The organism is Pseudoduganella dura, assembly GCF_009727155.1.
In the GTDB taxonomy this organism is placed as follows: Bacteria; Pseudomonadota; Gammaproteobacteria; order Burkholderiales; family Burkholderiaceae_D; genus Rugamonas; species Rugamonas dura.
The window spans coordinates 4,856,035-4,869,443 of the sequence record NZ_WNWM01000002.1; the positions used below are offsets into that span (position 1 = coordinate 4,856,035).

Genomic DNA, 13,409 nt, shown 5'->3' on the forward strand with positions numbered 1-13,409 from the left:
TGGCATTACTCCCGGGCACCATGACACGGGCTCGGCATTAGTAGAGTTCAACGAGGCGGGCCAAGCGGTCCGCCTTTTTGCATTCATGGCGCAAACCAAGGACAATAACGCCATCCAAACCCGACGGATCCCACAATGACCATCAAAATCAGTCAGAACTTCGACTCCGGCGCGATCGACGTCGTGAGCCTGGAGAACCCCGCCAGCATCGAACTGAAGCTGCGCAGCGATTCGCATGCCGATATCCGCCAGTGGTTCCACTTCCGCGTGCAGGGTGCGCGGGGCACGGGGCTCAACCTGCGGTTCCTGAACGCCGGCCAGGCGACTTACGCCAAGGGCTTCGAGGACTACAACGCGGTGGCCAGCTACGATGGCGAAAACTGGTTCCGCGTGCCGACGTCGTTCGACGGCGAGGTGATGACGATCAAGCACACGCCCGACCTGGACAGCGTGTATTACGCCTACTTCGAGCCGTATTCGTGGGAACGCCACCTGCGCCTGCTGGGCGAAGTGGCGGAAAATCCGGCCGCGCGCGTGCTCGACCTGGGCTCGTCGGTCGACGGCCGCGACATGAACCTGGTGGTGATCGGCGATGCGGCCGCGGAAAAGAAAATCTGGTTCATCGCCCGCCAGCACCCCGGCGAATCGATGGCCGAATGGTTCGCCGAGGGCCTGATCGACGCGCTGCTCGACGACGCCAACCCGATCGCCCGCAAGCTGCTGCAGCGCTGCGTGTTCTACATCGTGCCGAACATGAATCCGGACGGTTCGGTGCGCGGCAACCTGCGCACCAACGCGGCCGGCGCCAACCTGAACCGCGAATGGATGACGCCGACCGCCGAACGCTCGCCGGAAGTGCTGTGCGTGAAGCAGAAGCTCCACGAGACCGGTGTCGACATGTTCTTCGACATCCACGGCGACGAGGCGCTGCCGTACAACTTCGTGGCCGGCAACGAGATGCTGGAGACGTTCACGCCGCAGCAGGCCGCGGCGCAGAACGCCTTCATCGAGCGCTACAAGAACGCCAGCCCGGACTTCCAGAACGCGGTGGGCTACCCGATCAGCAAATACAAGGCCGACGTGCTGACGCTGGCCTCCAAGTACGTGGGCCACCATTTCGGGTGCCTGTCGCTGACGCTGGAAATGCCGTTCAAGGACAACGCCGACCTGCCGGTGCCGTCCGTGGGCTGGAACGGCGCCCGCAGCGCTGCGCTGGGCGCCGCGATCCTGCAACCGATCCTGCTGTCGCTGGAGGACTGATGGGCATCGAAATCGAACGCAAGTTCCTGGTGCGCAGCGATGGCTGGCGCAACGAGGGCGAACCGGTACTGCTGCGCCAGGGCTACCTGTCGTCGCACCCTGAGCGTGTGGTGCGGGTGCGCATCGAGGGCGATCATGCCGTGATGACGATCAAGAGCAAGGCCGTGGGCGTGTCGCGGGGCGAGTGGGAATACCCGCTGCCGATGCTTGATGCGGCCGAGTTCCTGGACCGGCTGTGCGAGCAGCCGATCATCGAAAAATACCGGCGCCGCATCCCGCATGCCGGCTTCGTGTGGGAAGTGGACGAGTTCCTGGGCGTGAACGCCGGCCTGGTCGTGGCCGAGATCGAACTGCCGGCGGAAGATACCGCGTTCGACAAGCCGGAGTGGGCAGGCGAAGAGGTCACGCACGACAAGCGCTACCTGAACTCCAATCTGATCGGTCATCCGTACTCGGCCTGGTAAGCGGGCGTTATTGTCGGGAGAGGTAGGAGGCGTCCCACCGCATGACGGTGCGGGCGCCGATGCTGCATGCGTTGCAAAGCCGTTACTCTTGTCATCCAGGTCTCGTGACCGATCCTCGGTCAACCGACAATAAAAGGAGCCCTACCATGCGCAAAACCCTGATCGCAGCAGTTCTCGCAATGATGGCAACGGTTGCTTATGCCCAGAGCGGCACCGGTAACAGCACGGCGACCGATCCGCAGAAGGCTGCCGGCGCCGCCGGCAACCAGGCGACCGGCAGCGATGCCGGCAAGTCGACCAAATCGACCAAATCGAAGAAGCACGATGGCAAGCATGCCGGCAAGGAAGCGGGCGCAAGCTCCGGCACTTCAACGGGCGGCACGACTTCCAGCGGCACCCGGACCGGCGGCCAGGCAGCCGGCACGCCGGGGCAGGGGATGGACGCCACGCGCACGGAGAGCGGCACCAGCGGCGGTTCCAACAGCGGCACCAGCGGCGGCACGACCGGAGGAACCAGCAACGGCTCGAACAGCGGATCGAGTACCGGTACTGAAAGCAATTCGGCCGGTTCGCTCAAGCGCTGATCCGCCCTCGCGGTTACAAGGGCAAAAAAAACCTCGCTTGAAGCGAGGTTTTTTTTCGTCCGGCTTGCCGGTCAGTGGAAGTGCTCGGTACCCGCCGGCGCATCTTCCGGCATTTCGGCATGCACCAGCTCGCCCGCCGGGTCGGCGAACAGCGGCGCGCCGCAGTCGTCGCAGTACTCGGCCACGTAGACCTCCGACAGTTTTTTCACCAGGGTGACACCGGCCTCGGTCAGGTGCTCGACGATTTCCTCGACCGGCGTGCGCGGCGTCAGCAGGTTGACCAGGCCGCCGGCCAGCGGGCCTTCCGGCGGCGTGCCTTCTTCGTCTTCCTGCCCGTACAGCGGCCAGACCACGCCATAGACCACATCGGTATCCGAGCGGCGGGTGAAGGCCACGCGGTATTCGTCCACCTGGTTTTCCGCCGATTCCTCGCCGAAGCCGGCGATCACGGCGCGCAGGTCCGCCGGCTCGCAGGCCAGCGTATGCGTCAGGTAATGCACGGCGGCGCGGATCGACACGGGGCGGATCAGCTTGTCCGCCTCGCGGCAGGCCATGTAATACGCTTCCGGCAGCAGCAGCTCGATGCCGCAGCCCGGCAGCAGGCGCGCCACGGTGGGCGTTGCCTGCGTGCGCCAGGCTTCCAGCGCCGTGCGGCGTTCGTCCGCCTGGTGCAGGTGCGCGCCGGCCATCTGCCAGCGGAACAGCGGGCCGCCGGCAGGCGCGACCACGGCCGCCATCAGGTAACGGGTGTCCGCCAGGAACGGTGCCGTTTCCGGCGGCTTCACGTCCGACTTCACGGCCACGCCCTTGACGGCCGCCTGGGCCAGCTTGTGCATCTTGGCATAGGTTTCGGCGTGCGTGCGCGGCAGCTGATCGATCGAGAACAGGTTCGACGCCATGGCCAGCTTCGTGCCGTCCGCCAGCAGGTGCGCGGAAAAATGGGCGGAAAGCGTGTTCAGCAGATCGGCCGGGATCGGGCCGGACGCGATCGCATACCGCGTCCACGCCAGGATCGGCGCGGCGACCAGCAGCACGTCGTACTGCACGGGTGCGCCATCGGTCTCGACCGTGATGGTCGCGGATTCGCTGACGGCTTCCACGCTGTCCATCAGCACGTCATAGGCATTCAGGTCGACCGCGAACAGGCTGTTCAGGGCGGCATCGACAGTGTCCTGGTGGCTGGTCTTGAGCAGCTTCGTCAGCTGCACGTCCAGCGCATGCTCCCAGCTGCGCTCTTCGAGACGGCTGCCGGCCTGGCCGACGGCCTGGGCAAGAGTGGAAAGGCGCTGGCTGTCGGCAGACAATTTTTGGGATGAATCTTTGGATGGGCGACGCATAGCGCTAACAATCTCGGTAGTGGTAAAAAACTTATCTAACGTATTGTAGTTGATTCGCAGGCGCTCTGTCCGTGCGGTGGACCAGACGGGCTGCAATGGGTTATTTCCTCGAATCCAGGATCTTTCTGTTATTGGAGGAAATAAAAAAACGCCGGGCGAACCCGGCGTTTTTTGGCGGAGCAGCTGAGGGGCTTAGGCAGCCAGCAGCTGGCGCAGCACGAACGGCAGGATGCCGCCATGCTTGTAGTAGTCGACTTCGATCGGGGTGTCGATGCGCAGCAGCACGGTCACTTCCTGCTTCGAGCCGTCTTCGCGGTGGATCACCAGGGTGGCCAGCTGCTGCGGCTTGATCTCGCCTTCCAGGCCGACCAGGTCGTAGGTTTCCTTGCCGGTGATGCCCAGCGATTCCACGCTGTCGGTGCCGATGAACTGCAGCGGCAGCACGCCCATGCCGACCAGGTTCGAGCGGTGGATGCGCTCGAACGAACGGACGATCACGGCCTTCACGCCCAGCAGCTGGGTGCCCTTGGCGGCCCAGTCGCGCGACGAGCCGGTGCCGTACTCTTCGCCGCCGAAGATCATCGTCGGGGTGCCGGCGGCCACGTATTTCATGGCCGCGTCGTAGATCGACAGCTGTTCGCCGGTCGGCTGGTGCAGCGTGATGCCGCCTTCGACGGCGGAACCGTCGGCCTTGGCCGGGATCATCCGGTTCTTGATCCGCACGTTGGCGAAGGTGCCGCGCATCATGATCTCGTGGTTGCCGCGGCGCGAGCCGTACGAGTTGAAGTCGGCCTTCAGCACGCCGTGATCCTTCAGCCACTTGCCGGCCGGGCCGTCTTCCTTGATCGAACCGGCCGGGGAAATGTGGTCGGTGGTGATTGAATCGCCGAACACGCCCAGCGCGCGGGCGCCGGTGATGTTGGCGTTCTCGGAGACCGGCGGCGTCATTTCGAAGTTTTCGAAGAACGGCGGCTCGGCGATGTAGGTCGAATCAGGCCAGTTGTAGACCTGGCCTTCGACCGTCGACACGTCTTCCCACAGCTTGCCCGGGTTGCTCTTCACCTGCGCGTAGTTGGCCTTGAACACTTCCGAGTTCATCGCGTACTTCATCAGCGACTCGATCTCGGCCGAGGTCGGCCAGATGTCGCCCAGGTACACGTCGCGCCCGCCCGTGCCCTTGCCGACCGGTTCGGTCATCAGGTCGCGGGTCACGTTGCCGGCGATCGCATAGGCGACGACCAGCGGCGGCGAAGCCAGGAAGTTGGCGCGGATGTTCGGGTGGATACGCGCTTCGAAGTTGCGGTTACCGGACAGCACGGCCGCGGCCACGATGTCGTTGGTGGTGATCGCCGCGTTCAGTTCCGGGGTCAGGTCGCCCGCGTTGCCGATACAGGTGGTGCAGCCGTAGGCGGTCACGCCGAAGCCCAGCTTGTCCAGGTACGGCAGCAGGCCGGCCGCTTCCAGGTATTCGGTGACGACGCGTGAGCCGGGGGCCAGCGACGACTTGATGTGCGGGGCCACGGTCAGGCCGGCTTCCACGGCCTTCTTCGCCAGCAGGCCGGCGGCCAGCAGCACGCTCGGGTTCGACGTGTTGGTGCACGAGGTGATCGCGGCGATCAGGATATCGCCGTTCTTGACCTGCACGCCGTTGGTGGTTTCGTAGGCGTTGGTCAGGTCGGCCGGGTCCTTGTTGAAACCGTTCTGCGTGGTCGGCTTGGAGAACAGGTCGGTGAAGGTGGACTTCACGTTGCCGATCTCGATACGGTCCTGCGGGCGCTTCGGACCGGCCAGCGACGGCGTGACCGTGCTCAGGTCCAGGTTCACTTCACGGGTGAAATCGAGTTCTCCGGCCTTGGCCACGCCGTACATGCCCTGTGCCTTGAAGTAGGCCTGGAACGCGGCGATTTCCTCTTCGGTGCGGCCGGTGCCCACGAAGTAGTCGATGGTCTTGTCGTCGACCGGGAAGAAGCCCATCGTGGCGCCGTATTCCGGGGCCATGTTGCCGATCGTGGCGCGGTCCGTCACGGACAGCGACTCGGTGCCTTCGCCGAAGAATTCGACGAACTTGCCGACGACCTTCTCTTTACGCAGCAGTTCGGTGATGGTCAGCACCAGGTCGGTCGCGGTGCAGCCTTCGCGCAGCCGACCGGTCAGGTTGACGCCGATCACGTCCGGCGTCAGGAAGTACACCGGCTGGCCCAGCATGCCGGCTTCCGCCTCGATGCCGCCCACGCCCCAGCCCACCACGCCGATGCCGTTGATCATCGTGGTGTGCGAGTCGGTGCCCACCAGCGAATCCGGGTAGTACACGCCGCCGTTGTTGTGCACGCCGCGCGCCAGGTATTCCAGGTTGACCTGGTGGACGATGCCGAAGCCCGGCGGCACCACGCCGAACGTGTCGAACGCCTGCATGCCCCATTTCATGAACTGGTAGCGCTCGTTATTGCGCGAGAATTCCAGCTTCATGTTCAGGTCCAGCGCGCCCGGCTCGCGGAAGTGGTCGATCGTGACCGAGTGGTCGACCACCAGGTCGACCGGCACCAGCGGCTCGATCTTCTTCGGATTGGCGCCCTGCTTGTAGGCGACGTTGCGCATCGCGGCCAGGTCGGCCAGCAGCGGCACGCCGGTGAAGTCCTGCAGCACCACGCGGGCCACCACGAACGGGATCTCATCCGTGCGCTCGCCGGTCGGCGCCCAGTTGGCCAGCTGCCTCACGTGTTCTTCGGTGACCTTCTTGCCGTCGCAATTGCGCAGCACGGATTCGAGCACCACGCGGATCGACACCGGCAACCGGGAGATCTTGGCGCCCAGGGCCTTTTCCAGCGCGGGCAGGGAGTACAGTTTGCCCTTGGTTTTGCCGGAAATCGGGAAATCCTTGAGCGTGTTGAAAGTGTTGCTTGACATAACCTCTCCTTCAGGTGGGCGTCGGTAATTGATCGAGGGTATTACTGATTGCTGCAGCGGCGCCTGTGGCGGCGCCGCTCGCCTACATGTGCGCTTTGGTTGTTGCGGGCGCTGTCTCCGGCGCTGTCGACGTGGCCGGCGCGGCCGAAGTGGCCGGTGCGGCCGCTTCGATGACGGCCGGTGCTTCCGCCGGTTTCAGTTGCTCGGCATTGCGGCATTCGTTGGCCAGCTGGCGGTTCTTCTTCGAGTCCAGCAGCATGCCCTTGGCGGGAATGCCGATCCAGATCAGGCCGTGGAATTTGTTTTCGAAGCGTTGCGCGCCGGTCGTCGTCGCCACGCGCGTCAGGCGGTGCAGGCGTTGCTTCCAGCGCAGCGCGACATGGCTTTCGTCGCCGGCGTTCTGGTACAGCGTGACCTTGTTGCCCAGTTCGCAGTCGAAGTCGACCACGGTGGAGCCGAGCACTTCCGGCTCGTCCGCTTCGGGATCGGGGGCGGCCACCACCACGGGCGCCGCCTTGGCTTTCGCTTTCGAACCGGTCTTGGCCTTGGCCTCGCTTTTTGCCTGCTTTGGCTTGGCGGCCGGCTTTTTCTTGGCTTCTGCCTTCGTCGTGGCCGGTTCGGCGGCGGCATGGGCGGCCGGGGCGCACGCCAGCGCGCACGCGGCGCCGCAGGCGGCGATGAATTTCAGGATGGACATTACGTGTTTTCCGTTGCGTTGGGTTGCGGTTCCTGCGGCGCCAGCAGATTGGCCGCCGCTTCCGGCAGGTTCAGGCCGGCAAGCCGGGCGCGCTGCAGTATCGTCCAATAGTAGCGATAGCTGGCGCGGTCATGCAAGCGGCCATGCTGGCTGATCGGTCCCCAATGTGCCTTGGCGGCTTCGTGCAGGATCGCCGCCGCTTCGTTCACTTCCGACAGGCGCGGCGCGAACGCCTTGACGATCGGCTTGATCTGGCTCGGGTGGATGCTCCACATGCGCGTGTAGCCGAATTCGGCCAGCGCGCGCTGCGCATCGTTGGCCACCGTGGCCGAATCCTTGATGTCGGTGGTCACGTTGTGCGAAGGCACCTTGCCGTGCGCGTGGCAGGCGGCCGCCATTTCCAGCTTGGCGCGCACCACCAGCGGGTGCACAAACTGGTTCGGCGTGCGCATCGCGTTGGCGGGGATCGCGCCGTAATGGCTGGAAACGAAATCCATGATGCCGAACGACAGGCACTCGACCTGGGGCAGGGCGGCGATCGCGAACGCGCCGCGCAGCGCGCCGTGCGTTTCGACCAGCACGTGCACCGGCAGGTTGGCACGCCCGGCCTTGTGCGCGTGGCTGTTGATGACGTCGATGGCCTTCATCACGTCCTGCACGCTGTCGGGCTTCGGCAGCACCAGGTAGGCCAGGCGCGCCGCGGCGGCGCCGATGATGATTTCCACATCGCGCGCGAAATGCGGGCTCGACACATCGTGCACGCGGGCGCCGATGCGGTTGAATTTGTTGTGTTCGGAGTTGACCAGCTCGGCAACGAGGCGCGCATGCGCTTCCTCGTTGCCGGCGGCGGCGCCGTCTTCGCAGTCGAACGTGATGTCGAAGACGGGCCCAAGCTCTTGTTGCAGGGCCATCGATTTGCGCATCAGCTTTTCGGAGCCGGCGTAATGGTCGCAGGCCGGCAACATCAGCGGCTGGCGTTCGCCCTGGAATAAGACCTCGGATGGATGCATCGTGGATGTTCCGGATGAAGAGACCGCCGCGCGGCCAGCAATGGCGGCGCGGCGAGCAGTGTGGATCGGGGAAGGTTCGACCGGTTCCACAGGGGGATGATTACGGCAGCAGGTGCTTCACGCCTTCACGCTCTTCGGTCAGTTCTTTCAGCGTGAGGTTGATGCGTTCCTGCGAGAACTCGTCGATTTCCAGGCCCTGGACGATCGTGTATTCGCCGTTCTCGGTGGTCACCGGGAAGCCGAACATGGTGCCTTCAGGAATGCCGTAGGAACCGTCGGACGGCACGCCCATCGTGGTCCACTTGCCGTTGGTGCCCAGCACCCAGTCACGCACGTGGTCGATGGCCGCGTTGGCCGCCGATGCGGCCGACGACAGGCCGCGCGCCTCGATGATCGCCGCGCCGCGCTTGCCGACGGTCGGCAGGAACGTATTGGCGTTCCATTCCTGGTCGTTGATCAGGTCCTTGACGGACTGGCCGTCGACGGTGGCGAAGCGGTAGTCCGCGTACATCGTCGGCGAGTGGTTGCCCCACACGGTCAGCTTCTCGATGTCCTTGACGGCCTTGCCGGTCTTGGCGGCCACTTGCGACAGCGCGCGGTTGTGGTCCAGGCGCAGCATGGCGGTGAAGTTCTTGGCCGGCAGCGACGGTGCCGATTTCATCGCGATGTAGGCATTAGTGTTGGCCGGGTTGCCCACCACCAGCACTTTCACGTTGCGCGAAGCGACGGCGTCCAGCGCCTTGCCCTGCACCGTGAAGATCTGCGCGTTCGCTTCCAGCAGGTCCTTGCGTTCCATGCCCGGGCCGCGCGGACGCGCGCCGACCAGCAGGGCCACGTCGGCATCCTTGAAGGCGGTGTTCGGGTCGGAGTGGGCGGTCATGCCGGCCAGCAGCGGGAATGCGCAGTCGTCGATTTCCATCATGACGCCCTTGAGCGCCTTCTGTGCCTTTTCGTCGGCGATCTCGAGCAGTTGCAGGATGACCGGCTGGTCCTTGCCCAGCATGTCGCCGTTGGCGATGCGGAACAGCAGGGAATAGCCGATCTGGCCGGCGGCGCCGGTAACGGCAACACGCAGTGGGGTTTTAGCCATGATGAATCTCCAATGTGGAATAAAGAACCTGGGCTGTGGGCGAATGCCGGTGCAGTGCGGCACGTCCCTAGTAAAACTGCAATGATACCAAATTAGCTTCCCGTGAAGGCCGGCTATCAGCCGGAAATTCAGGGTGGTTTCATGGCAGCCCGACCTGTATGCCTTCCTGTCCGGTGCGCCGCCGGCGCTTCGCCAGGAATAACATCGACGGCGAGTGTAGGCCCCATATAGGCATCTGTCAATGCTATCTTATGTCTTATATAAGACATATAACTTAGTCGGTTATTACTGGACGGACAGTGCCTTTTGTGGTGAAATCGCGGTCTATGAATCCTGTCACGCCCAACCAGCCCAGCCCAGGCAGCAGTGCGAACGCGCCGGCTGCGCCGAGTGCGGGCGCTGGCTCGAACACCGGCCCCGGCGCCGCCGCGCCCGCCCACGGTACCGCCCAGCAGGCCGCGCCGTCGCCAACCTTTTCGCCGCTGTACCAGCAGATCAAGGCACTCATCACGCAGAGCCTGCAGTCGGGCGAATGGAAGCCCGGCGAGATGATCCCCAGCGAGGTGGAGCTGGCCAACCGCTACAAGGTCAGCCAGGGCACCGTGCGCAAGGCGATCGACGAACTGGCCGCGGACAATCTGGTGATGCGCCGGCAGGGCAAGGGCACGTTCGTGTCCACCCACCACGAGGCGCGCGCCCACATCCGTTTCCTGCGGCTGCGGCCGGACGAAGGGCAGCCGCATTACCCCGAGAGCCGCTTCCTGGAAGTGAAGCGCCTGCGCGCGCCGGCGGACGTGGCGCGCCTGCTGGACATGAAGTCCGGCGACGCCACCGTGTATATCAAGCGTGTGCAGTCGTTCGACGGCGTGCCCACGATCGTCGAGGAACTGTGGCTGCCGGGCCTGCTGTTCAAGGGGCTGACGGCCGAGCGGCTGTCCGAATACAAGGGGCCGATGTACGGGCTGTTCGAATCCGAATTCGGCACGCGGATGATCCGCGCCGACGAAAAGGTGCGGGCGGTGCTGGCCGGCGCGGAAGATGCTGCACTGCTCCATGTGGAAGCCGGAACGCCGCTGCTGTCGGCCGAGCGGGTGTCGTTTACCTACGGCGACAAGCCGGTCGAGCTGCGCCGCGGCCTGTACCTGACCACCCGTCACCACTACCAGAACGCGCTGAACTGAGCGTCCGCCCGGGCATCGGCGAGCTGTTGATGAGCTCGGTAGCGGATGTGTATGTAGCGCTGCAACATAAATTTGGTTATATGTAAGAATAGATATTGGTCGTAATGGGGAAATGGGCGAGAATCGCGGTCTTGACGGCGAATTGACTCGAATTGGGCTCGAATTAGGCTGGAATTAAGCTCATATAAGACCAAATGGCGACAAGTTTTCCACGCCGGCAAGAGCAGTGGGGCGGAATGGCAGGCATAACGGCATTCTGCGATAGAAAAATTATTAAATAGCAACATCAACGGGAGGTAAGTCATGTCTGAATCCGCCACGGAAGGCCAGCGCAAGCCGCGCCGGGAATTCCGCAACATCCACGTCACGGAGCTGTCGAACTACCGCATGCCGTTCTCGGCGATCGTGTCGATCCTGCACCGCATCAGCGGCATGCTGATGTTCGTGCTGCTGCCGTTCATCCTGTACCTGCTGCAGGAAAGCATCCGTTCCGAACTCTCCTTTGCGCACTTCCAGGGCATCGCGTCGCACCCGTTCGCCAAGCTGGTGATCCTGGCGCTGGTGTGGGGCTACATGCACCACTTCTGCGCCGGCATCCGTCACCTGGTGATGGATACCCACGTGGGCCTGGACAAGGATTCGGCCCGCAAGACGTCGGTCGCCGTGCTGGTGATCAGCCTGGTGGTGACGTTGCTGGTCGCCCTGAAACTGTTCGGAGTCTTCTAAGCCATGAAAAACAATATCGGACCGAAGCGCCTCGTCGTCGGCGCCCACTACGGCCTGGGCGAATACCTGGCCCAGCGCGCCACCGCGATCGTGATGGTGGTGTACACCGCCGTGCTGCTGATCGCCTTCCTGACCGGGAACAACTTCTCGTACGAAGGCTGGGCCGGCCTGTTCGCGCAGACCTGGTTCAAGCTGTTCACCCTGGCCACGCTGCTGGGGCTGTTCTATCACGCCTGGGTCGGCGTGGTCAGCATCTATCAGGATTATGTGAAGAACGTGGCCGTTCGCTTCATCATCCAAACCGCTTCCGCCGTGTGGCTGGTGGCATGCGCCGTGTGGTCGGTGCAGATTCTCTGGAGTGTGTAAATCGTGGCAGCAATCAAATCCGCAATCCCAGTCCGCCGCTTCGACGCGGTGATCGTCGGCGCCGGCGGCTCCGGCATGCGCGCTTCCCTGCAACTGGCCGAAGCGGGCCTGAACGTGGCCGTGCTGTCGAAAGTGTTCCCGACCCGCTCGCACACCGTGGCGGCGCAGGGCGGCATCGGCGCCTCGCTGGGCAACATGGCTGAAGACAGCTGGTTCTGGCACATGTTCGACACCGTCAAGGGTGGCGACTACCTGGGCGACCAGGATGCGATCGAATTCATGTGCCGCGAAGCACCGAAGGTCGTGTACGAGCTGGAACACTTCGGCATGCCGTTCGACCGCAATCCCGACGGCACGATCTACCAGCGCCCGTTCGGCGGCCACACGGCCAACTTCGGCGAGAAGGCCGTGCAGCGCGCCTGCGCCGCGGCCGACCGCACCGGCCACGCGCTGCTCCATACGCTGTACCAGCGTAACGTCCGTGCTCGCACCCACTTCTTCGTCGAATGGATGGCGCTGGACCTGATCCGCGATTCGGAAGGCGACGTGATCGGCGTGGTGGCGCTGGAAATGGAAACCGGCGAAGTGATGATCCTGCAGGCGAAGACGACGATCTTCGCCACCGGCGGCGCCGGGCGGATCTTCGCCGCGTCGACCAACGCGTTCATCAACACCGGCGACGGCATGGGCATGGCCGCACGGGCCGGCCTGCCGCTGCAGGACATGGAATTCTGGCAGTTCCACCCGACCGGCGTGGCCGGCGCGGGCGTCTTGATCACCGAAGGCGTGCGCGGCGAAGGCGGCATCCTGATCAACTCGCAGGGCGAGCGCTTCATGGAGCGCTACGCGCCGACGCTGAAGGACCTGGCGCCGCGCGATTTCGTGTCGCGCTCGATGGACCAGGAAATCAAGGAAGGCCGCGGCGTGGGCCCGAACAAGGACCACGTGCTGCTCGACCTGCGCCACATCGGCAAGGAAACGATCGAGAAGCGCCTGCCGTCGATCCTGGAAATCGGCCACAAGTTCGCCAACGTGGACGCGACGAAGGAACCGATCCCGGTCGTGCCGACGATTCACTACCAGATGGGCGGCATTCCAACGAACATCCACGGCCAGGTCGTGGCACCGTCGGCCGACGGCTCGCAGAAGATCGTCAACGGCCTGTACGCGATCGGCGAATGCGCCTGCGTCTCGGTGCACGGCGCGAACCGCCTGGGCACGAACTCGCTGCTCGACCTGGTGGTGTTCGGCCGCGCGGCCGGCAACCACGTGGTGGCCTCGAACCTGAAGGCAAAAGAGCACAAGGACCTGCCGAAGGATGCATCCGACTACGCCCTGAACCGCCTGAACAAGCTGGAAACCTCGACCGGCAGCGAAAAGGTGCAGGGCGTGGCCAACGACATCCGCGCCACGATGCAGAAATACTGCGGTGTGTTCCGCACCGACGACCTGCTGAAAGCCGGCTTCGACGAGATCATGAAGCTCGACGAGCGGCGCAAGCACGTGTCGTTCAAGGACAAGTCGAAGGTGTTCAACACGGCCCGCGTGGAAGCGCTGGAACTGGACAACCTGATCGAGACGGCCAAGGCCACGATCACGTCGGCCGTGGCGCGCAAGGAATCGCGCGGCGCCCACGCGCACAGCGATTTCCCGAACCGCGACGACGAGAACTGGATGAAGCACACGCTGTGGTTCTCCGAAGGCAACCGCCTGGACTACAAGCCGGTCGTCACCAAACCGCTGACGGTGGAAACCTTCAAGCCAAAAGCACGCACTTTCTAAGGTCTTAC

12 protein-coding genes are annotated in these 13,409 nt (G+C 64.1%); 7 read left to right on the forward strand and 5 right to left on the reverse strand.

All coding sequences use genetic code 11. From position 1 onward, the window contains the following. The first annotated feature begins 135 nt into the window (after positions 1 to 135). The 3 genes from GJV26_RS21255 (at position 136) to GJV26_RS21265 (ending at position 2,308) form a co-directional block, all read left to right on the forward strand. Positions 136 to 1,260 carry a M14 family metallopeptidase gene (locus GJV26_RS21255; protein ID WP_155710720.1) on the forward strand — a complete coding sequence of 375 codons (1,125 nt, stop codon included), beginning with the start codon at positions 136 to 138 and terminating at the stop codon, positions 1,258 to 1,260. After that, positions 1,260 to 1,724, forward strand: coding sequence for a CYTH domain-containing protein (locus tag GJV26_RS21260; RefSeq protein WP_155710721.1), 465 nt, complete (start codon positions 1,260 to 1,262; stop codon positions 1,722 to 1,724). The genes GJV26_RS21255 and GJV26_RS21260 overlap by 1 nt, the downstream gene beginning before the upstream one ends. 146 nt (positions 1,725 to 1,870) lie before the next feature. Beyond that, complete coding sequence (locus GJV26_RS21265; protein ID WP_155710722.1) at positions 1,871 to 2,308, forward strand: hypothetical protein; 438 nt, start codon at positions 1,871 to 1,873, stop codon at positions 2,306 to 2,308. Positions 2,309 to 2,379: 71 nt separating this feature from the next. Here the strand turns inward: GJV26_RS21265 and GJV26_RS21270 are convergent, their stop codons facing one another. The 5 genes from GJV26_RS21270 to GJV26_RS21290 form a co-directional block, all read right to left on the reverse strand. Further along, positions 2,380 to 3,645 (reverse strand): DUF2863 family protein, encoded by a 1,266-nt coding sequence (locus GJV26_RS21270; RefSeq protein WP_155710723.1) that lies wholly within the window; start codon positions 3,643 to 3,645, stop codon positions 2,380 to 2,382. A gap of 192 nt (positions 3,646 to 3,837) precedes the next feature. Then, positions 3,838 to 6,549, reverse strand: a complete 2,712-nt coding sequence (acnA, locus tag GJV26_RS21275; RefSeq protein WP_155710724.1) for an aconitate hydratase AcnA — start codon at positions 6,547 to 6,549, stop codon at positions 3,838 to 3,840. Positions 6,550 to 6,631: 82 nt separating this feature from the next. Next, positions 6,632 to 7,246 (reverse strand): hypothetical protein, encoded by a 615-nt coding sequence (locus GJV26_RS21280; protein WP_229419380.1) that lies wholly within the window; start codon positions 7,244 to 7,246, stop codon positions 6,632 to 6,634. After that, complete coding sequence (locus GJV26_RS21285) at positions 7,246 to 8,256, reverse strand: HpcH/HpaI aldolase/citrate lyase family protein (protein ID WP_155710725.1); 1,011 nt, start codon at positions 8,254 to 8,256, stop codon at positions 7,246 to 7,248. The genes GJV26_RS21280 and GJV26_RS21285 overlap by 1 nt, the downstream gene beginning before the upstream one ends. Before the next feature lie 100 nt (positions 8,257 to 8,356). Further along, complete coding sequence (locus tag GJV26_RS21290) at positions 8,357 to 9,346, reverse strand: malate dehydrogenase (protein ID WP_155710726.1); 990 nt, start codon at positions 9,344 to 9,346, stop codon at positions 8,357 to 8,359. Between the two features lie 326 nt (positions 9,347 to 9,672). On the opposite strand from GJV26_RS21290, the gene GJV26_RS21295 reads away from it, so the two are divergent. The 4 genes from GJV26_RS21295 to sdhA all read left to right on the forward strand — a co-directional run bounded on the left by GJV26_RS21295 (position 9,673) and on the right by sdhA (position 13,401). Next, positions 9,673 to 10,527 carry a GntR family transcriptional regulator gene (locus GJV26_RS21295; protein WP_155710727.1) on the forward strand — a complete coding sequence of 285 codons (855 nt, stop codon included), beginning with the start codon at positions 9,673 to 9,675 and terminating at the stop codon, positions 10,525 to 10,527. 303 nt (positions 10,528 to 10,830) lie between these two features. Beyond that, complete coding sequence (sdhC, locus tag GJV26_RS21300; RefSeq protein WP_155710728.1) at positions 10,831 to 11,253, forward strand: succinate dehydrogenase, cytochrome b556 subunit; 423 nt, start codon at positions 10,831 to 10,833, stop codon at positions 11,251 to 11,253. Between the two features lie 3 nt (positions 11,254 to 11,256). After that, positions 11,257 to 11,619: a succinate dehydrogenase, hydrophobic membrane anchor protein gene (gene sdhD, locus GJV26_RS21305; RefSeq protein ID WP_155707479.1), complete on the forward strand. Its 363-nt coding sequence runs from the start codon at positions 11,257 to 11,259 to the stop codon at positions 11,617 to 11,619. 3 nt (positions 11,620 to 11,622) lie between these two features. Further along, complete coding sequence (gene sdhA, locus GJV26_RS21310; RefSeq protein ID WP_189442409.1) at positions 11,623 to 13,401, forward strand: succinate dehydrogenase flavoprotein subunit; 1,779 nt, start codon at positions 11,623 to 11,625, stop codon at positions 13,399 to 13,401. Positions 13,402 to 13,409: the final 8 nt, after the last annotated feature.